This window comes from Paraburkholderia sp. EG286A (assembly GCF_040965375.1).
GTDB lineage: Bacteria > Pseudomonadota > Gammaproteobacteria > Burkholderiales > Burkholderiaceae > Paraburkholderia.
In genome coordinates, this window is record NZ_JBFRCB010000015.1 from 65,074 (window position 1) to 82,911 (window position 17,838).

Annotated in this window: 20 protein-coding genes; 12 read left to right on the plus strand and 8 right to left on the minus strand. The window is 59.0% G+C overall.

Annotated elements, in window-relative coordinates; genetic code table 11:
• Nucleotides 1–369 precede the first annotated feature (369 nt).
• Nucleotides 370–579: a hypothetical protein gene (locus AB4Y35_RS39780; protein WP_368708638.1), complete on the minus strand. Its 210-nt coding sequence runs from the start codon at nucleotides 577–579 to the stop codon at nucleotides 370–372.
• Between AB4Y35_RS39780 and AB4Y35_RS39785 the strand changes: the two genes are divergently transcribed.
• The 7 genes from AB4Y35_RS39785 (at nucleotide 578) to AB4Y35_RS39815 (ending at nucleotide 3,787) form a co-directional block, all read left to right on the plus strand.
• On the plus strand, nucleotides 578–1,363 hold the full coding sequence (locus tag AB4Y35_RS39785; RefSeq protein WP_368708639.1) for a hypothetical protein: 786 nt from the start codon (nucleotides 578–580) through the stop codon (nucleotides 1,361–1,363). The genes AB4Y35_RS39780 and AB4Y35_RS39785 overlap by 2 nt on opposite strands.
• A 3-nt stretch (nucleotides 1,364–1,366) precedes the next feature.
• Nucleotides 1,367–1,969, plus strand: coding sequence for an RES family NAD+ phosphorylase (locus tag AB4Y35_RS39790; protein ID WP_368708640.1), 603 nt, complete (start codon nucleotides 1,367–1,369; stop codon nucleotides 1,967–1,969).
• A gap of 161 nt (nucleotides 1,970–2,130) precedes the next feature.
• Nucleotides 2,131–2,397, plus strand: a complete 267-nt coding sequence (locus AB4Y35_RS39795) for a hypothetical protein (protein WP_368708641.1) — start codon at nucleotides 2,131–2,133, stop codon at nucleotides 2,395–2,397.
• Between the two features lie 33 nt (nucleotides 2,398–2,430).
• Complete coding sequence (locus tag AB4Y35_RS39800; RefSeq protein ID WP_368708642.1) at nucleotides 2,431–2,697, plus strand: hypothetical protein; 267 nt, start codon at nucleotides 2,431–2,433, stop codon at nucleotides 2,695–2,697.
• A gap of 13 nt (nucleotides 2,698–2,710) precedes the next feature.
• Nucleotides 2,711–2,932 (plus strand): hypothetical protein, encoded by a 222-nt coding sequence (locus AB4Y35_RS39805; RefSeq protein WP_368708643.1) that lies wholly within the window; start codon nucleotides 2,711–2,713, stop codon nucleotides 2,930–2,932.
• A 23-nt stretch (nucleotides 2,933–2,955) separates the two neighbouring features.
• Nucleotides 2,956–3,195 carry a hypothetical protein gene (locus tag AB4Y35_RS39810; protein WP_368708644.1) on the plus strand — a complete coding sequence of 80 codons (240 nt, stop codon included), beginning with the start codon at nucleotides 2,956–2,958 and terminating at the stop codon, nucleotides 3,193–3,195.
• Nucleotides 3,196–3,466: 271 nt separating this feature from the next.
• Nucleotides 3,467–3,787, plus strand: a complete 321-nt coding sequence (locus AB4Y35_RS39815) for a hypothetical protein (protein WP_368708645.1) — start codon at nucleotides 3,467–3,469, stop codon at nucleotides 3,785–3,787.
• A gap of 204 nt (nucleotides 3,788–3,991) precedes the next feature.
• Here the strand turns inward: AB4Y35_RS39815 and AB4Y35_RS39820 are convergent, their stop codons facing one another.
• Complete coding sequence (locus AB4Y35_RS39820) at nucleotides 3,992–5,365, minus strand: hypothetical protein (RefSeq protein ID WP_368708667.1); 1,374 nt, start codon at nucleotides 5,363–5,365, stop codon at nucleotides 3,992–3,994.
• A 207-nt stretch (nucleotides 5,366–5,572) separates the two neighbouring features.
• Here AB4Y35_RS39820 and AB4Y35_RS39825 point away from each other — a divergent pair, with 207 nt between their 5' ends.
• A complete protein-coding gene (locus tag AB4Y35_RS39825) occupies nucleotides 5,573–5,815 on the plus strand; it encodes a hypothetical protein (RefSeq protein WP_368708646.1) in 243 nt (80 codons plus the stop codon).
• Between the two features lie 92 nt (nucleotides 5,816–5,907).
• Here the strand turns inward: AB4Y35_RS39825 and AB4Y35_RS39830 are convergent, their stop codons facing one another.
• Nucleotides 5,908–6,210 carry a hypothetical protein gene (locus AB4Y35_RS39830; RefSeq protein ID WP_368708647.1) on the minus strand — a complete coding sequence of 101 codons (303 nt, stop codon included), beginning with the start codon at nucleotides 6,208–6,210 and terminating at the stop codon, nucleotides 5,908–5,910.
• 225 nt (nucleotides 6,211–6,435) lie between these two features.
• On the opposite strand from AB4Y35_RS39830, the gene AB4Y35_RS39835 reads away from it, so the two are divergent.
• Nucleotides 6,436–6,840, plus strand: a complete 405-nt coding sequence (locus tag AB4Y35_RS39835; protein WP_368708648.1) for a hypothetical protein — start codon at nucleotides 6,436–6,438, stop codon at nucleotides 6,838–6,840.
• A 65-nt stretch (nucleotides 6,841–6,905) separates the two neighbouring features.
• On the opposite strand, the gene AB4Y35_RS39840 is transcribed toward AB4Y35_RS39835, so the two are convergent.
• Both AB4Y35_RS39840 and ltrA read right to left on the minus strand, forming a co-directional pair.
• Complete coding sequence (locus AB4Y35_RS39840) at nucleotides 6,906–7,100, minus strand: cold-shock protein (RefSeq protein ID WP_368708668.1); 195 nt, start codon at nucleotides 7,098–7,100, stop codon at nucleotides 6,906–6,908.
• Nucleotides 7,101–7,158: 58 nt separating this feature from the next.
• Nucleotides 7,159–8,886, minus strand: coding sequence for a group II intron reverse transcriptase/maturase (gene ltrA / locus AB4Y35_RS39845; RefSeq protein WP_368708649.1), 1,728 nt, complete (start codon nucleotides 8,884–8,886; stop codon nucleotides 7,159–7,161).
• 1,175 nt (nucleotides 8,887–10,061) lie between these two features.
• Between ltrA and AB4Y35_RS39850 the strand changes: the two genes are divergently transcribed.
• Nucleotides 10,062–10,412 (plus strand): hypothetical protein, encoded by a 351-nt coding sequence (locus AB4Y35_RS39850; protein ID WP_368708650.1) that lies wholly within the window; start codon nucleotides 10,062–10,064, stop codon nucleotides 10,410–10,412.
• Between the two features lie 396 nt (nucleotides 10,413–10,808).
• Here AB4Y35_RS39850 and AB4Y35_RS39855 read toward each other — a convergent pair whose 3' ends face one another.
• Complete coding sequence (locus AB4Y35_RS39855) at nucleotides 10,809–11,078, minus strand: DUF1488 family protein (protein WP_368708669.1); 270 nt, start codon at nucleotides 11,076–11,078, stop codon at nucleotides 10,809–10,811.
• Between the two features lie 181 nt (nucleotides 11,079–11,259).
• Here AB4Y35_RS39855 and AB4Y35_RS39860 point away from each other — a divergent pair, with 181 nt between their 5' ends.
• The gene (locus AB4Y35_RS39860; RefSeq protein WP_368708651.1) at nucleotides 11,260–11,589 is read left to right on the plus strand and encodes a hypothetical protein; all 330 of its coding nucleotides are present in this window, start codon (nucleotides 11,260–11,262) and stop codon (nucleotides 11,587–11,589) included.
• Nucleotides 11,590–11,793: 204 nt separating this feature from the next.
• On the opposite strand, the gene AB4Y35_RS39865 is transcribed toward AB4Y35_RS39860, so the two are convergent.
• Nucleotides 11,794–12,228 (minus strand): HU family DNA-binding protein, encoded by a 435-nt coding sequence (locus tag AB4Y35_RS39865; RefSeq protein ID WP_133191041.1) that lies wholly within the window; start codon nucleotides 12,226–12,228, stop codon nucleotides 11,794–11,796.
• Nucleotides 12,229–13,692: 1,464 nt separating this feature from the next.
• Between AB4Y35_RS39865 and AB4Y35_RS39870 the strand changes: the two genes are divergently transcribed.
• Nucleotides 13,693–16,023, plus strand: a complete 2,331-nt coding sequence (locus tag AB4Y35_RS39870; protein ID WP_368708652.1) for a putative bifunctional diguanylate cyclase/phosphodiesterase — start codon at nucleotides 13,693–13,695, stop codon at nucleotides 16,021–16,023.
• A gap of 730 nt (nucleotides 16,024–16,753) precedes the next feature.
• Here the strand turns inward: AB4Y35_RS39870 and AB4Y35_RS39875 are convergent.
• Nucleotides 16,754–17,719: a hypothetical protein gene (locus AB4Y35_RS39875; protein WP_368708653.1), complete on the minus strand. Its 966-nt coding sequence runs from the start codon at nucleotides 17,717–17,719 to the stop codon at nucleotides 16,754–16,756.
• Nucleotides 17,720–17,838 lie beyond the last annotated feature (119 nt).

Genomic DNA, 17,838 nt, shown 5'->3' on the forward strand with positions numbered 1-17,838 from the left:
TGATCCCAAACGCACGGATTGCCGCCGCCCATGGCCGTGCTGAGAGGTGGTTGCGCCAGCGATCGAAGGGCAGGCGTCGGTTTCACTGCGCAACTAGCGGTCCGTAACCGCCGGTTCCGGGCGCCTTGCTTCAGCCGGCAGGGTGGGTGGCGTGTACGGTCGTTTGCCTGAGGCTGGCCGGGGGGGCTCCCGCGTCGATGGTCAGCGTCCGGGATCTTTCCGATATCCTCGCCGGACGCTGCGCCGCGGGCGTATTCAAGGACGCGGGGCTTCGGCTGAAGATCGTGTGCTGCGCGCTGAAGCCTCCCAATCAGGTGCCGCCCCTCACAGACAGATTCGCAGGTCATGAGCGGAAGACGCAACTAACCGTCAAATACTCTCCTCGCCACCGACGCCTGCCGGCGGCAAAAAATGGCGTACAGCAAGGGGGCGATTAATAAGGGTTGGAGTAGTTTGCGTCGCCATGACAGCCGGAAAGTGGTTGGCACAGGCGAGATTCACTTCCTTTACTTCCTTGACAAGCTTGACGACATCTCCATATTCGGGATAGGCTTGATCGTTCCTTTGGAGAAGGCTCATGTCTACGGCAACCAATCAGGCGTCAGAGTTTTCGCGGCTGCTTGTGCGTGCTGCGAAGGTGCTGGATCGTACCGGCGCGCGCACCCCGGAAGCGATCCGCAAGGTCGTGGCGACTTCAATGCAGGCCGACATCGGTCAGCTTCCCGCCAAAAAGCAGCAGCGCTTCGCGCAGTCGATCGCGCTGTTCGCCCAGGGATTCGATGATGCGCTGACAGCCGTAGCTGACGCTGCGGGTGAAGTCGCGCCGTCGAGGACGCCAGGAGCGGGCCACAGCCGCCGTGCTCCCGCACAGCGCGCCCGCACCGCAGTGGACGCCCGGGCAGGGCGGCGTGCCGGCGCGTCCTCCGCCGAAGCTGAAATGTTTGCGGAAGCGATGGCCGCGCGCGCGAAGCTCGCAAGGGAAGGCAAACTGCTTGAGCCTGCGGAGTTCATGGGCCGTGCAGGTGTCACGCGGCAGGCAATCAACCAGCGGCTGAAGACCGGGTCCCTCTTCACGGTGGATGGTCCCAACGGGGTGAGCTATTACCCGGCCTTTTTTGTGGACGAGAGCCTCGACCGCCGCACGGTTGCGCGCGTCTCCAGGGAACTGAAAGAGCTGCCCGGTGCCAGTAAATGGGCGTTTTTCACGAACCCGCGGCGCTCACTGGGCGGCCTCACCCCGCTGGAGGTGATCGGTGGCAAGCAGCCCGGGCGCAGGCAGGGCGGTCGCAACAGCATTGATCAGGTCGGGAAGGTCAACCTGTCGATGGTTCTGCGGGCCGCAGCGGGCTACGTGGAGGAATAGCATTTGGCTGCTCGTGCCCTCAGGAACCCCGCGAAGAATTTCAGTACGTTTGCGTTGCCGGTCGTCACAGTGAAGCCCAAACGGCTGGTCCGGATCTCGAGTTACGACTCTAACGAACCGTATTTTGGACGCACCGCGAGCCACCGCTTTGACGATCCCAAAAGGGAATACGGGACAAGCTATTTCGGCCTGAATCTGGCCACGGCTGTTGCAGAGTCGCTGCTTCATGACCTCGATCCGGTTGGGACCCGATATCAGGTCGCAGCCGATGAAGTGAAGCGGCGCTTTATCCATACGTTCGACGGGATGGACCTGACGCTTGCCGACCTGACCGGCCAGGGCATGAACGTGCTTGGCGCACACGCCGGGCTGTTTGGCACGGCGAATTACAGCATTCCGATGCGCTGGTCACGGGCGATCTACACGCATCCGGCTGACGTAGACGGGATACTCTACGTGTCGAGGATGATGGCTCCAAACCTGGCCGTCGTGCTTTTCGACAGAGGTGGGAGTATCGCACTGACCCAGCGCAAACCATCGATGGTGCTGGCGCGTAGCGCAGCGTTCGCGACGGTCCGAAAAGCCCTGCATATTGCGTACACGTAGTCAGCAACGCTGCTGGCGTGGTGCGCATTGCAATTGCGTCCGCGGAGCACGGCGCCTTTCTGTGCGCCTCTACGCGGTAAAGTTTGTCATGCAGGGCGCATTGCTTTCGAAGGCGAGTCACGCCAGGAGTGATGCTGGCGACGCGGCAATGGAGAGAGAAGATGAAAACGATGTCCGCTGCGCAATACTCACATGTTGCGAAGGTGTACCCGGAATGCAGGGGCGAGATGGCACATTACCTCTCGTGCAGCCCGGAAGTTGTGATCTATCGCCAGAACGAATGTGGCGATGACGTTCCTCCCTACGCAATTGCGGTTGCCGGAACTGACTTCTGGGTCGACTGTTGTGACACACTTGGCGAGGCCGTGGCGCTTGCCCGGTCGCTGGGGCTGACGGTGACGTGCCTGCCAGAAGCAGGGCAACGCTAACTTGGCACACGATTGCCGCTGGATTAACAGGAAATGAGCGTGACACAACCATACTCAATTGACGTCTCCTCGCTGGGCGATACCGTGTGGGTGACCGCGCACGATGGCTCGTGTGTGGGGCGATTCAGCAAACGCTTCGGAATCGACGTGCATCGAACCGTGACCGAACAGCTGGCCGGTGCGGACCAGTGTCTGCACTGCACATATGAGCCGGCCAGAGAAGGCGAATGGCAGGTATTTCGCGAAGCCGTGCTCCAACATCACGGGATCGATGTCCCGCTCGATACGATCAGGTTCTGAGAAGGAAAACAGGATGTCTACGTTGCTGGAGTGTTTGCGGTCGTTGCCAGGGGACCTGGTGATGCGCGTTCTTGCGGCTGTGCGTGATCAGGACGCAACCGTCGAAGCGCATATCGCCCGCCTGAATCGCGATGAGGATGGATACGAGGTTCGGCATGAGCCTCGCAACTACGGTCGCGGCACGACAGTCGCCGTCGGCCTGATCGGGGGGGCGGCGATTTATCGGCAGATGTGACCGGCAACCGGAGAAGTCACGAAATGGAAGTTTCCAGAACTGATGTACCTGAGGACGGCGAATACTGGGCGACCTGCAAGGAAAACAATCCCCTCTCTGCTGCAGCAAATGGGCACAGCCAGGTATTTCCGAAAGCGCAGGTGACCATCAGGGATGGCTGGGCAACTTTCTACCGCGACGGGCAGGAGATCTGGAACTGCAACGCACGATACGCGGCCGCGAATTTCGTGCTCCAGAAGGCATCGGGACGGGACCATATTTGAACTACGTTATCGGCCGGGTCGTGGCATTGAAGATGCGGCGCGGGCAATCGTGCGCGCACGCTATCCCGCGGCGACCTCCGCATACTGCGAAGATGGAGCCGTGGTATACGACATCGTGACGGCAAAGGTGCCCGGTACGGTTACGACCGGCGACTGGGCGGTCGAGATGGCGTGACAGGACGCCGGCCGTGCCGCTCCCACCTGAAAGGCGAAGACAATTGTGGAACGATGTCGCGCAGGCGCGGCACGAAGGATCCATGGAATTGAAGCAATGGATGATGACCTGAGGGAAAAAATTGGTGCTGTCGCGGGCAAGCTCGTGCAGGATGCGATGGCGACCGGACTGACGTGGGAAGAGATCGTCGTTGCGTTTGGGCTGGCCGCGAAAGCGACTGCACAGGCGGCGGCGAGTGCGGGCGATGCGCCCGCATCTGAATGCGTTGCACGTGCGCGCATCTGTTTCGAAGGCGCCTTCTCGCTGGACGTCCACGTTGTCATTGCGGATGGCAGTGCGCCAGAGCGCAACGCCGAAGCCGACGATAATCCGCTTCTGGCAACCGCCCGCCGTCGCCAGGCTTCAAAACTCCATTGACCCGCAGGCGTTCTCCGCGCCACAGCTAATCCTGCACACCCGGATCAGTATTCCGGGGAAAACCGGGGCGAAGAGTTCAACCCGGCGATGCAGGTCGGTGGCAGGTCGACCTGGCACGGCGCAACGTTTGTGCGTGCTGGAACCGAGCCACCTCGATGCGCTTTATCTGTCATGGCGTGAGGGGCCCGGCGCGTTAGTACAGCCTCATAGCAGGATCGCCTGCTGCAGCAGTTCCAGCGCTTTCAGCTCGTCCAGGCGACCCGTGCGTGCCTTGCCTGCCAGCGTCTTGATCAGGGCTTCCGCTATCGGCTCAATACCGTGAAGATTGTCCAGGCTCGTCACGGAAGTGAAGGGGAGCGCTGCCGGGGTTTGCCGCGGTACTGCGGAGGCCGCAAACGACTTAGGGATCGCCGGTGTGGCTGCCGGGGCACCGTCATTGCTTTCTTCAGGCAGGCGGCTGGTAAGGTCGTCAGGAAAACCATTTGCATGATCTTGCGCGCTGATAACGATCGCCTCTTTCTCTCCTGCGACATCCACCGAGACTGTTGAGCTTTCTGGATCGCCCGCCCGCGCGCGCCGTGCACGCGCCTTCGTCCCTGCGGCCTTCACCGGCATGTCGTCATTTGTTGCGTGCGCAAGCGATTCGTGCTGTTGGGCGGATACGCGTGCGCGCGAAGCAGGCGCAAGCATGCGCGACACCGACGCCGGAATATCGTCTTCGGAGCGCGGGGTGTCCAGCCAGCCAGCGGGCAAGCCAAGCCGTTCCGTGAACCGGTTGGCTTCGACAGCGTCCAGGCGCTTCTTGCCATGCAGCCGGTGGGCCATGTTGGAGCCACTCAACTCCATAACCACACCCAGCCTTGCTTTCGAGCCGTTGCGACTCGTGAGAACGTGGAGGTTGGCGCGCCGGATGTTTTCTACGTCGGCCCCATCGTTGAGTGCCAGCGACTGCTGCTGGGCCGCTTCAGGAGACGTCCTGGATTTCGAACGCGAAGCTTTTCGCGGCGTACGAGCTTCGGGCTGTCCGGCCGTACCGCCTGTACTGGTCTTGACGGCCCTGGGCGTACCACCGGTTGCTTTCCTTGGCATTTGCGCTTCCTCGGACAAACTGTCTTCAAGAGAGGGTTGCGGGTCGACGCTCAGGACAGAAGCCGGCTTGCGTGCTTCGGACTCTCCGTCTGGTTCGTCGTCGGTTTGAATGAAGTCGAGCGGTGACTTCAGGCGAGCGATGGTCTCGGCTGCGAGGCCAGGATTGGGCTGGTCAAAAAAGCCATGCGGCAACCCGAGCGTGGTTTCCATGTGAAAGGCAGTCTCGGGAGTGAACCTCTCTCCCTTCATCAATTCGGCCACGCGCGTCATGCTGGATTCAAGTGCGATGGCGATATTCTCCGCGCCTACCGTATCGACCAGAAACTGGAACGACCGTGTCTTGAAAATGGAGGCGGTCTGGGCGGCGTCCTGAGCAGGCGCCTTCACATACGGCTGTCCCGGCCGGTTGGGCTGAGACTTCTTTTCCCGGCGAACCTCGCGTTGGCCGTTGTCGCGGGATCCCGCATATCGCCCGCGGGCTTGATTCATAAAGTAGGGCTCCATGCGGTCGCTGATATCCTCAAGGTGTTGATTATAGACGCGGCGATGTTGGTATTTGATGTGTCATTCGCACATGACGCGTAAATCTACGCCGGGACGAAGGTGGCGGCCTCCTTGATGCACTGGTTTTACGTGATCGGGTTTTGAATGGAGAGGATAACGAATGAAGTCACGAAAGAAATCAGGTGATCCTTCATGGTCCAGCTCGAGGCGTCAAAGGTTATTAAGCCACTTGAAGCTGCGACGAGCTCGGGGTCGTCGATGACGCAGACGGCGAGCGAATATTCCGTTCAGGGAGGGCGTGGCGCTCTGCTCGCCACCACAAATCGGCGCATCGACGAATGGGGTGAGGTCTTGCACAACCCGCTCATGATGCCAGTCGCCGTCGAGCGGCAGTTCGACCACCCGATCATCTTCGAGCGCAACGTATTCGCCTGACAAGTCCTTGATAAGGATTTTCAGTATTTGGGAATGCGCAACATACCTGGAACATCAAATTTACGTTTCCCGAAATCGTCGTGCCTCCGGTGTCACGACGGCGCGAAAACGACCGCGCCGCGATCCTCAAAATGTTTGAAGCTCCGGATAAAACGGTATAGCTGTCCGCCGATCTCCAGCCGGTTTCGTCCAGCGCGGGTTTGCTCAAGGATCTCTTCGGCCTGGGTCGCGGCGATGTCCCCGTGATATCTCAGGCGGTCCTGATCTCGCCTGGCATCGCCAACGTACATGGCACAGACGTCATTGCATTTCTGCATCATGATCACGCTTGCGCCAGAGTTCAGGGACAGTTCGAGATATTCGGCCAACGTCAGAAGTGACTCAGTCGTCGTCATGGCGATTCCCCTCAGAGCTCGGCTCGCAGCATCGATCCACCGGGTGCTGGCATCGACACCCACCGAGGATAGCGCCACGAACTTCCGGCACTTGCCTCGCCTGATTTAAACAATCCACGCGGCGGACGGCGTTCCGGTCACCGTGATCATGCACGGGACCGGGCGGGTTCACCACGCACGCGTCGCGAGGTGCAGTGGGCCACCACATCGAGGAGGCTGTCTGGCATGGTGAGTGCCAATCGTCAGAAAATTATCGTGCGACAGGCACCTGCCGTGGCCACCGGCATGTTTTCGATCGTAGTGCTTCTGGTCGGGGATGTCGATTCTTCGAGGACGGTTGTGTTGCCGGCGCGGAGTTCAACTGTTTTCCGTCACAGGATATCCGCTGTTTTGCAGGGCAATGATGGGTCCGGGCAGCGTGACCGCAAGCGCGGCATCAACGCTACCGCAAAAGCGCGATTCGTCCTGCGTCTTCACGCCGATGCTGGATCGAATCAATTCGCTGGAGGACAGGCGAAACGCTTACGCTTCGTCAACGATCAACCGGGGAATCGACCGATGTCGCGAAGAGGGCGCACCCGGACATCGCGCGCATGTGCTGGCGATGTCCATCGCTTCATTAAAGATTGATGCGCAGGGTGCAAGAAAAACTGGCCCGCAGGACGGGCCACACATCGGGATGTGACGCGCGCCGGTCAGGCGGGCTTGATATTTGCGGCCTGCTTGCCCTTCGGCCCCATCTTCACATCGAAGCTGACTTTCTGGTTTTCCTGCAGCGACTTGAATCCTTCAGTCTTGATTTCGGAAAAGTGGGCGAACAGGTCTTCGCCGCCGTCATCCGGGGTGATGAAGCCGAAGCCTTTCGCATCGTTGAAGTCGGGTAGAGACAGGCCATTGCTGGACCATCCCCCCCTAAGAACCGTACGTGAGAGTTTCCCCTCATACGGCTCAAGCCTTTCTAAGCCCGCTTTCGCGAACCGGTTTCACCACCTTGAGACCGTTGACGTGAATCTGGTTATGGCAGTTCGGATGCACCATGATGAGATTAGCGCTTCCGTCCTTTCCGCCATCGACCCGTCGGGTGATGTGATGGACATGCCACCCCATCTCCTTCGTGATCAATTCTCGGCAAATTGGACAACGGCGATCCTGATCCAACCAGAGGTTGACGAGCTTCCTCCTGCCCCTTAGCGAGTGCAGCATCTTAAGGCTTGCACGCTCCTCAAAATACGTCTCCCACTTGGGGTCGAACGGATTGGCTTCCAACTTAATCGTTCGGTGTCGCTGAATAGGCGTATCCGTTGCTTTTCGCAGTGACAGCAGGATCGGAGTTCCATCGGGGAACCTTTCACCGTTTGCTGCCGCAAACACCCACTTGCGGGTGCCTACAAAGTGAAAGTAGCGCTGCTTGATCCAGAAACTGTTTTTCTGCGGATGCCGACGGACGGCCCACCGCCACAACATACGCCAAATCTCATGGTCGACACGGGCGAATGTCGTCTTCGCAACGATGTGCCGGTGATAATTCGCCCAGCCTTGGATCATCGGGTTGAGCAGCCGAATCAGGTGATGTTGATCCAGCGACTTGTTACCTTTGATCGCAGAGCGTACTTTTTCCAGGAAGGTCGTTGCGTTCGCTTTCGACGGCTTGATCAACAACTTGCCGCTGTACTTACGTACGTTTTGCCCGAGGAAGTCAAAGCCCTCGTCGATGTGCGTGATCTTGGTCTTCTCAGGCGAAAGCGTAAGCCCCCGTTCTCCCATGAATTCTTTGATGATCGGCATGACCTCTTGTTCGAGGAACTCTTTCGAGCGTCCTGTAACTATAAAGTCGTCCGCATACCGCACATAGTTGACCAGCAGGCGGGTCTGTACACCATTAACGAGCCTCCTTCGTCCGAACTCTGCATCCAGTTTGGCCTCCAGCCCGTCCAGGACGAGATTCGCCAGAGTCGGCGAGATGATGCCCCCTTGCGGGGTACCAGCTTCGGTTGGGAAAAGTTGTCGATCTTCCATGTAACCGGCCTTTAGCCACTTCCTCAGAATCATGCGATCCGTTGGTACGTGGGCCAGCAGCCAGTCATGGCTGATGTTGTCGAAGCAGCCCTTGATATCGCCTTCCACAATCCATTTTGGTGCTACCGTCTTGGACAGCAAATTAAAGCACTGTTCGATGGCGTCCGCAGTGGACCGTTCCGGTCGAAACCCGAAAGAGCGTCCGTCCGCTGTGGTCTCGGCCACGGGTTCGAGGGCTAGCAGGTAAAGTGCCTGCATCGCTCTGTCCGTCATGGTCGGGATGCCCAACGGCCGCATCTTCCCGTTGGTTTTGGGAATATAGACTCGCTTCAGCGGTTGGGGACGATAGCCGCGCCGCTTGAGTGACAACATGGCTTGAGACTTGGCGTCCGGTGTGGACCATGTGATGCTATCCACGCCCGGCGTCTTCTTGCCTTGATTCTCGGTGACTCGTCTGATGGCGAGTGCTTTGCCACTGAACGAGTGTGTCAGAATCCACTGTAAGGCCTTCACCTTGCCGTGTTTTCCTTCTCGTGTCGCCTTTACGATACGCGCTTGGAGCCTTCGCACTTCACGATAACACGTGGCCCAGTCGATGCTGTGCCATGTGACCGATTCGTGTGAGGGCGCACCCGTGCAAGCATTTTCTCGCACAGTCATCTGCAACTCCCTCATGTAGAAGGTTGGACAAGTTCTCTCGTAGAGAAAGACCATGTGGAAGTCTGCCCGCTTTCGCGTAGGATGATGTTGCCTTGCGGCTCAATCCCTATCCGCCCCATTACAGGGCGACGTTCGCTTTTTCCGCACTCCTATACCCGCACCGCCAACAGCATTCCTTGCGGTCTGCCTGCCCAGAGGGGCAGCGATACGGGCTTACCGTGTTTCGCGTGAGTAACGAGACGGGTTAGACCCTGCCTTTCCACCGGCGGCCCTAGTGTCCGTGTGCCCCCAAAGCGGATAGAGGGCAGCCGACCGCATACCTTTTGGTTCAAGCCTATCAGCATCTTTGGCTTGTTCACTGTGACGGTGTTTATCAGCAGTTCACTTGCGTTGGTCATACCATCCAGCCTAGCGCCATATCCGCATCGATGCTCGCAGGTAACGCCTTAGCTTCGCAGCATCGGCGCAGCCCAAAGGCTTGGCTACATTGTCCCGGTAGCTTCACACAGGTCCTTTGTGGTCCTGCATGTGCCGGTAGGCTACTGATGACGGAACATCAGGTTCCTCGTCGGGGTTACCCCCGTTGGAACAATTACTCAGGCGACCTCACGTCGCACCCATTTCACAGTGCCAGTTGCCATTTTTTGAATCCTGTCGATGTTGAAACCTGAAATCGCGAGAATACGGCCTCGCATGGAGGCGATCACCCGCAAGGGATGACTTTTTACCACGCCGGGATGACACCTGCCAATCAGCAGGTCCACGGACCGCACAGGGTCTGACTTTTAACGACCCAGGCCCGGTGCAGACATTCGCCGCTCTAACCGCCTGACGGCGGCACCCTGTGATTGCCGCGCGGCAAAACGCGATCTAGCCGGCAACCGGGAGTCCCGGCGAAGCCTGCAGGCTGGGCCGAGAAGACTGATTCCGAAACGGAACCGGGGAGGCGCTTGAGAAGAGTCGCAGAAGCATTGGCGCATTGCGGATTCCTCCCTTGCCACACGCGAAAGCCCGGTCTCCGTCACCATTGCGGTGCGGTCCCGTCCCGCACTTGCCAGCGACGAGCAAACCATGGCGCGCAAGCGGCCCCAACCAGTCTTGCAGGGCCAGCCCGGAGACCGGGGAGGCCATGTTACCCTTGGACGACGCTAACACCAGCGAAGCCGCGCTCGAGGATGAACGATACATTCGAGTTTTCCCAGGATTTCGAGCCGTTCCCCGAAGACCTGCCGAGAAAGGACTGGCAGACAAAGTCGCTCGATTGCGCCATGGCCGATTACTGGGTGGCAAGCGATGGACTTGTCGCGCGTCGACGGTTTCTGAGTGACGGTTACTTTGCCAGCAACACAGCCTCCTTCACGGCTTATTTGTTCCACGTCCGCAAAGGCGTGAGACTCGACCTGAAGGTGGTTGTTGCTCACGGTCGCATCCTGGAGCTTCGGCGGGAGCGCGAACCCGAAGCGGGGAAAGCGGTGGATGAGTGGACTGTCCCCGTGCCGGGTCCCGACGCGGAACATCACAAGTGACGCGGGCCGGATCGCAGACGACTCGATTGGCGACGTACTTTCGACTTTCCCGAGGGCAATGGAGGCCCCGATGGAGATGGTCGCCGGCAAGAATCGGCCGCCGACGAACACTGTAAATGTCACGCCGTCCAGCCCCGATGCCTCGGAACCCTCAATGATGCGATTTTGGCTGTCCATTGCGCAGCCCTGCCAGCATTCCCACAAGACCATTGCAGGCCGGCGCAGGGATGGCGGGCACCGGCTACTGGTTCGCAGCCTGCCGCGGCGTCGCCCGCTGGAAATCCTTGCGCGTGTCCATGGTCACTGTCGATTGGTGCAGTGGACGACTTTTCAGGCATTCTGGCCAGCGTTGTGCTCAAGCAGACCTGGCGACCAGCATGCCAACGGGCGGCGACGTCAGTGGCGCGCGAAATCTGCCGGCGTCAGCTCGAGGCGTGTCGCGGGATGGGCGAGCCACTTGCGTTCGACTATCGCGCAGATACGGCCGTAGCCATCGCGAAAGGTTTTGAGTATGCGGGCGTCGCTGGCGTGTGGCTCGAGCCAGAAATACGCTTCCAGCGCCGTGATCGTGATCACGCATCCGATCGTACTGTTCTGGCGTACGAGACAGAACTCCACGCCGAGGCGTTTGGCGAGCACCTGCGGTTCAAGTTCGGCGGTTTCCATAGGCGGCAAGGACAACGCGTTGGCTCAGGTCAGAATGATTTTTGCACATGTTATGGATTTCGGGTAACCGGCAGTAGATCCGCATGGGCTCGCGTCGTATCTGTCATGGCGGTGTCGATGTTATCGCGCGGTCGCCCAAAATGCGGCACTGGTCGGGCAGGTGGCCGCGGCGGCTGCATCGATGTCAGATCAGGCTAGTCACCTGCAACGCACGGTAACCGTTTCAGGCCTGGAACACGCGGGTTGGGCGCAAGCCAGCCGTTGGCCGGATTCCATCCTCGTCGGCGACGTAACCCATTATCAACTTTGTGAGGATTGCTGCTCGCGCCACCCGGTAATGGCCATGCCGCGACGGGCGTTCGACATTGCCTTCATGCATCAGGGCAGGAAGCGGAATGGATCACGTCTGCCCGCAGGACAGTTGTGTTGCCATGTCTGGCAATGGAAACAGCACAAGCCACGCGAAGGTGAGTTTATTCAGGATGCCGAACACGTGGCCGAAGTCCGGTGAGCGCATGACAGGCCGGAGCAAATCGCAAGGCTCGCTTCCTGAGACGGCGCGATGACTGGCAACGCGCGGAACGGCGAATCGGGGCGGGCGGCGGCTAGTACGATGTGGCGCAAACTTGCCTGCGGGAAAGTCGAAACAGTGGGCACCGATTCTGGAGCCGCCGCAGGCCTGCTACCAGGAAGGCAGCAGGCCTGATAACGCACTTTAGGCTGCTGCGTCCTTGAGCTTCTTCAGCGCGCGCGCCTTGATCCGGACCGTGGCGGGCTTCGCGTCGAACCAACGCTCTTCGCCCGTGAACGGGTCCTTGCCGAAACGACGCTTCTTCGCCGCCACCTGCTGAACGTTGATCTTCAGAATACCCGACAGCGTGAACTCACCCGCACCCTTCTTGTGGACGGCGCCCAGGATCGTATCTTCGAGCGCGGCAAGCACAGCCTTCGCTGCCTTCGGCTCGACGTTAGCTGCCGCTGCGACGTGTGTCGCGAGCGACGCCTTGGTGAATTTGTCCTTGACCGGTGCACCAGCGACCACCTTCTTCGCCGTACCGTTTGCTGCCTTTGCTGCGCTACCTTTGGTCGCCGGAGCAGCAGCCTTCTTTGCTGCGGGTTTTTCCGCAGCCTTCGATGCAGTCTTTGCCATAGTCGTCGATGACTCACTTTCGAGTTGGGAGGCGCTTGCCACTTCATCCTTGTGCAGCAAGCACGCGCATTCTATGATGCTTCGCGATTCGTGTGTCAAGAAAACACCTTAAAAAGCGCACTCAAATGTCATATCAGCGGAATGCCTGGTTCCACTCGTGCTCAAGGTGACGGACATTCCGCCTCGTTTTGAGCATCGAAATGGGATGAGAGGTGAGCTTTTTCAGGATTCCCAGGCAGGTAGAAGAGGGGCGCCAGCTCCGGGCAAACAGCAGTCCGTTCAGTCGGACCCGACCGCAGCGGCGCCCCGGCGGACAAGCAGGCGCTGAGCGGATCGCAAAACCGCGTCAATGGCGGTGTCAATCAAATACGCGGCAGTAGATGGAACTGCCGGAGCGGCGTCGCAGACTGCCACCCAAAACGATGTGTCTCCGAAACCGCCTCGCGTCATGTCAGGGCTGCTGGGTTCCGGGTTACCCGGTATTCCAGAACATGGTCCCGAAGCGCGCTGATTTGCGGTGCAAATGAGCAGGTGGTCGCAGGCAGGGCGTCTACGGACGCTCTGGCAAGCCGACGCCTGAAGCATCGAGCGCACGCGTCGACCTGAACCACGTGACTGTTCGCTTCGCGATCGGTTGTCTGGCAGGTGCTCGCGTCGCGGAACGCAAGCTGAAAAAACGGACGTTCGTGAAGTTCTGGTCATGTACTGCGGCATGCGCATCGAATCCATCGTGACGCGTAACCAGAATCGCAGGAAGGCAGACAGTGGGCGACTGCTATGCATGCGCGTCATGCACGCAGGTTCTGGGATTCTTCGCGCAGAGCAGGGCGTCGGGGAAAGGACGGCATAGTCGCAGATCGTACCGTGGGGCGTGCCAGGATACCGCGCTCGCCGCAGTCGCTGGAACATTACTCACGTCTTCAATGATGCCCGCCGATTTCTCCATGGTTTTTTCGGGCGCCTGCCTGTGCGCCTCGTTTCCGCGTGGACCGGGTTCATGGCCGTGTCCTCGAGTGGTGAGATCGATCAGATCAAAGAAGCTTCACTACGCAGGTCTTGTTCGGGGCGAAATACGATGCACGGCTAACACTGTATCGATTTGACCAGGCCCCAAGGCGGTCAAAGGATGACTTGGCTTCCAGGGGGGCGAAGCGCGGAGTCACACGCGCGAGGTTGCATACGGTTTAGTCGGACTGGCGCCTCGTTACCTCGTTAAGTGCAGTGATCCACTAGCCGATAAGGAGCTCACCTCGCGAGGGGAGATCTTTACCTGTCCCGGTCGGTACATCGACGAGGACTTCGCGCGGGGTGGATTGGCTCAAGACATGTCATTTGCCTGCCCACATTCATCTTCCTGCCTGCCTACCGGATCCCATACAATCCAGCGGGTCTGCGGAGACCGAGTCCCTAAAGTGCCTGGGCCGGATTGCTTACACCCGGCTTTCCCGAGCATTGCGGAAGACCATGATTCGTTTGTCAAGTTCGCTTTTTGCCAGGCCGGCGCTGTTTGTCTACGCCGGGATTGGCATCACCCTCGCGACCACTGCCGTCACGGTCGCCTCGCTCTACGAAATGAGGCTCGATGCGATGGCTCAGGCGCGCGTCGCGGCCCAGAACCTCGTGATCTCGCTCCAAAAGGAGATCGAGCGCAATCTGGACATCTACCAGCTCGCCATGCGCGACGTCGCGACAAGTGCCGAGACCCCTGGCATCTTGCGGCTTACCCCAGAGGTCCGGCAGCTTGTCGCGTTCGGCTCGGCCGCCAATACGACGGAACTGGGTGCCCTCTTTGCGACGGACGCAACAGGCAAGCTCGTACTCGACTCGCGTTCGATTCAACCGCGCAAGCTCGACGTCAGCGGCCGCGATTATTTCCAGGTACAGCGCCTGCAGGAGAATGCCGGCCTCTACATCAGCGCGCCGTTCCTGCCGTTCGCCGCTGAACCCGGAATACCGCAGATCGCGCTAAGCCGGCGGCTCAAGGACAAGGACGGCCATTTCGCGGGCATTGTCGCCGGCACGCTGCGGCTGAACTACTTTCGCCGCCTGTTCGAAGACTCGATACTCGGCCGCCACGACACGATTACGTTACTTCGCACGGACGGCACGGTTCTCATGCGCCAACCGTTTCACGAGGGTGACATCGGCAAGTCTCTCGCGGTTGGTCACTCGCTCGAGCCGCTTGTGCGATCCAGTCACGGCACCTATATCGATATAGCGGTGCTCGACCACATCGAGCGTCTGTATACTTTCCGGCGCGTCGGAAGCTATCCGCTTGTTGTCGTCGTGGGCTTCGCGACGGACGATATCTTCGCAGGATGGCGCAAGAGAGCGATTACGGTCGGTATCGTCACCGTCATCCTAGATTCGCTTCTCATCCTGTTGTCACTGATGTTCAGCAGACAATTGCGCAAGAGGCTGGCCATGGAACGCCGCCTGAAGCGACTTGCGTGGTTCGATGCGCTGACGGGTCTGCCCAACCGGGTGCAGCTTCAAAGAGAAGCTCTCCGGATGCTGACGAACGCCAACCAGCACGGGTCGACGCTTGCAGTACTGTTCATTGATCTGGACCGCTTCAAACGCGTGAACGACACCCAGGGTCATGCCGCCGGCGATGAGGTCCTGAGCGAAATCGCGCGACGCCTCCAGGACCAGATCCCGACCGGTGACGTCATTGGTCGCCTTGGGGGAGACGAGTTTCTCGCTGTTCTGCAGGATTGCGACGTACTCAGAGCCAAACAGGTTGCCGCGCGCATTCTGCAGGCTGTGTACGAGCCTATCCTCATCAACTCGAAGCAGGATACCCGCATCACGATCAGCGCCAGCATCGGCATCGCACTTTCGCCGCACGATGGGGAAGAACCCGGCATCCTGCTGCGCAACGCAGATCTGGCGATGTATCAGGCCAAGGGTGCGGGGCGCAACCAGGTGCGATTCTATGCGCCAGAGTACGAGCGTCAGGCGAAGGAGCAGCTCGAGCTGGAAGTCGCGCTGCTGCGGGCATTGCGAGGGAACGCACTGAATGTTGCCTACCAGCCCAAGGTCGATGCCGCAGGCGTGCTATGCGGTGTCGAGGCGCTCGTGCGGTGGGAAAACAATGGGCAGGGCATTGCGCCGGATCGCTTCATCACCATCGCAGAAGAAAGCGGACTGATCGCAGAGATGGATGCCTGGGTGATGGGGGAGGCCTGCAGGCAACTTGCAGAGTGGCGGGCCGAAGGCCTTAACGTGCCCAACATTTCGGTGAACGTTTGCGCCGCCGACTTCAAGCGTCCGGACTACCCGGGCTTCGTCAGCGATACGCTTCAGTCTCATGGCCTGGTTGCTACTGATCTGACGCTCGAAATGACTGAGCGGGTCCTGTTCGATGAATCAGTGCCCGACATTCGCAAGTCGCTCGATGCCATCCATGACTTGGGCATCGCACTATCGATTGACGATTTCGGCACGGGCTACTCGTCCCTGAGCTACCTCCACCGGTTCGCCGTAAAGGAACTGAAAATCGACAAAAGCTTCGTGCAGGGGATTGGCAGGGACGCGATGGCAGAATCGCTGGCGCAAACGCTGATTCACATTGGCAAGATCCTGAAACTCACCGTGACAGCCGAAGGCGTGGAAACGCGCGCCCAGCGCGACTTTCTGGGCACGCACGGCTGCCATCTGTATCAAGGTTTTCTGTTTTCGCGGCCGCTCGCAGCTCGCGACTTCGCGCGCTGGGTGCGAGCGCATCGGCCATGCACCTTGCCTGGCGATCCGGACGCCCAGGCCACCACACTCGGAGCCAGCCCCGACTAGACAATGACGTCAAGCAATCGCGTCTGTTTGATGCAAATCTGCGGCAACTCGAGCCGTCGATCAATCGACCGACAGCAGATCTGTAGTGTCAAAAGTAGCGAGACTACATCCGTGATCGCTATCCGGACTACATAGGCGGCTCACTCTCCGACTGACGCGGTAGCCGGACGGCGGACCCATCTCACGCGTTCGCGACTCAGTCGGCTTCATGCTCCAGGAGGACAATTTGGGTCCGCCGGTCCGTCTTGCAAGGTGGGCACCGGCCTTCTAAGCCGAGGGTCGGGGATTCGAGCCCATCCTGTCTCGCCAATTTATTCTTGTTAAATCAGTCGCTTACGCCAATCTCGGCTCGGCGGTGTGAGTTGAGAAAGAGCCCGTAGTCACAGTTCTGTGTGACTGCGGTGTGACTGATTCTAGCTCAGCCATCCATGTCGATGGCCTAACCTTCCCGCTTCGGAAAAATACCCCGTCGGCACCGTGCGTCAGGCAAACTGAATTGCAGGGCCGACTAGCGTAGTACGCCGTGCGCGCGTGAAGGGTTAACTTTTAGAGTTGCGATAAGACAGTTACAGTCAGATCAGGTCCTAGGCGTTCTTGATGCAAGGGTCGGTAATCGGAGCCTCAACTGCCCTTCGAACCCGCGAACGGCTTCAATTTCCAGATTGGGGCGAAATCACGGCGTTTTCCGCCGTGATCGGCACGATGCCGCCCTCAGTCAATAGCGGCGAGGCTATTCCTCCGGACTGAGCACTTCAGTCAGGTGCTTCTTTAGTCCCTCCTCAACCTGCCCTTTGCCTTCGATAGTGTTGTCGTAAAAGATGGTACGGAAGCCCGACACATCGAAAGGCAGCTTTGTTCCTCTTTGCGCGAGCAGAATAGTTGGTTTCTTCAATGCGTGCGCGTATCCCACTTCATAGAATACGTTGGCGTTGACCGGTGTAATTTCGGCGATGATCAGGTTTGATTCGGTTATTTGCCGCTCGATATCCGCGACGATCATACCCGGTCCCTGGCGCTCGTCGGCCCTGATTGGCTTTACCTCAAGGTGCGCACAGACGGGCTTGATTACGTGGTCATAGAGGTCGTTAAACGATTGGGAAAACTCCATAACGACGAATGCTGCTGGTTGGTTAGAGACAATTTTGAATTCGGAGACACCGATGTCTCCACTTCCAAGGAACCAAATACCAGCGCGCAGTCGCGCCAATGTTTCACGCAAATCGACTTGAATTAACTTAACGTCATCAACCCACACCGTAATCCACGATCCTTTGATTTTGGTGGAGAGCTTGTAAGATCGACCAATCTCAATGTTCGATGACTCGCCAAAAGCCGCGTAATCAATCCAGCGAGGCGCTTGTAGGCCGATAGCGCCTTGTCCCCCTCCGGGATTCCACGCCCGCACAGCCACAAAAGGGCCATTTCCAAGGGATACAGTCAAATGCGCGCCCGTCATCGGGTTGGATGCCAAGGTGATACCCGCAGCCATCTTCGATGCAAGCGACTCGAAACGTATTGTTGCCGAAACTCGTCCTCCGTCATATCGAGCGTCAGTAAAGCCTTGGCCGACCATGCCGCCATCGTCGTGCTTGCGATTGGTGTTGGGATCGGTGTACTCAACGGGACGCCCTTTGAACGCAAGGGTTTGGGAATCCACTTCGCTAACCGGGCCGACCAAAACCCACTTATACGTCATTTCCAACGCTCCCGTTGAGATGAGTTGGTGCCAATGTATCACGCCCCCATTTGTCAAACGCAATGCTGCGGAAACGGCAGATTTCGGCAAGGACTTCCGAGCTTATCGCCATCTAGGGG

What these genes read in the sequence shown, in the direction of transcription:
- AB4Y35_RS39785 (WP_368708639.1), top strand. Translation starts at nt 578, where the DNA reads ATGTCTACGGCAACCAATCAGGCGTCAGAGTTTTCGCGGCTGCTTGTG.
- AB4Y35_RS39780 (WP_368708638.1), bottom strand. Translation starts at nt 579, where the DNA reads ATGAGCCTTCTCCAAAGGAACGATCAAGCCTATCCCGAATATGGAGAT.
- AB4Y35_RS39795 (WP_368708641.1), top strand. Translation starts at nt 2,131, where the DNA reads ATGAAAACGATGTCCGCTGCGCAATACTCACATGTTGCGAAGGTGTAC.
- AB4Y35_RS39800 (WP_368708642.1), top strand. Translation starts at nt 2,431, where the DNA reads ATGAGCGTGACACAACCATACTCAATTGACGTCTCCTCGCTGGGCGAT.
- AB4Y35_RS39805 (WP_368708643.1), top strand. Translation starts at nt 2,711, where the DNA reads ATGTCTACGTTGCTGGAGTGTTTGCGGTCGTTGCCAGGGGACCTGGTG.
- AB4Y35_RS39810 (WP_368708644.1), top strand. Translation starts at nt 2,956, where the DNA reads ATGGAAGTTTCCAGAACTGATGTACCTGAGGACGGCGAATACTGGGCG.
- AB4Y35_RS39815 (WP_368708645.1), top strand. Translation starts at nt 3,467, where the DNA reads ATGGATGATGACCTGAGGGAAAAAATTGGTGCTGTCGCGGGCAAGCTC.
- AB4Y35_RS39820 (WP_368708667.1), bottom strand. Translation starts at nt 5,365, where the DNA reads ATGAATCAAGCCCGCGGGCGATATGCGGGATCCCGCGACAACGGCCAA.
- AB4Y35_RS39825 (WP_368708646.1), top strand. Translation starts at nt 5,573, where the DNA reads ATGGTCCAGCTCGAGGCGTCAAAGGTTATTAAGCCACTTGAAGCTGCG.
- AB4Y35_RS39830 (WP_368708647.1), bottom strand. Translation starts at nt 6,210, where the DNA reads ATGACGACGACTGAGTCACTTCTGACGTTGGCCGAATATCTCGAACTG.
- AB4Y35_RS39835 (WP_368708648.1), top strand. Translation starts at nt 6,436, where the DNA reads ATGGTGAGTGCCAATCGTCAGAAAATTATCGTGCGACAGGCACCTGCC.
- ltrA (WP_368708649.1), bottom strand. Translation starts at nt 8,886, where the DNA reads ATGACTGTGCGAGAAAATGCTTGCACGGGTGCGCCCTCACACGAATCG.
- AB4Y35_RS39850 (WP_368708650.1), top strand. Translation starts at nt 10,062, where the DNA reads ATGAACGATACATTCGAGTTTTCCCAGGATTTCGAGCCGTTCCCCGAA.
- AB4Y35_RS39855 (WP_368708669.1), bottom strand. Translation starts at nt 11,078, where the DNA reads ATGGAAACCGCCGAACTTGAACCGCAGGTGCTCGCCAAACGCCTCGGC.
- AB4Y35_RS39860 (WP_368708651.1), top strand. Translation starts at nt 11,260, where the DNA reads ATGTCAGATCAGGCTAGTCACCTGCAACGCACGGTAACCGTTTCAGGC.
- AB4Y35_RS39865 (WP_133191041.1), bottom strand. Translation starts at nt 12,228, where the DNA reads ATGGCAAAGACTGCATCGAAGGCTGCGGAAAAACCCGCAGCAAAGAAG.
- AB4Y35_RS39870 (WP_368708652.1), top strand. Translation starts at nt 13,693, where the DNA reads ATGATTCGTTTGTCAAGTTCGCTTTTTGCCAGGCCGGCGCTGTTTGTC.
- AB4Y35_RS39875 (WP_368708653.1), bottom strand. Translation starts at nt 17,719, where the DNA reads ATGACGTATAAGTGGGTTTTGGTCGGCCCGGTTAGCGAAGTGGATTCC.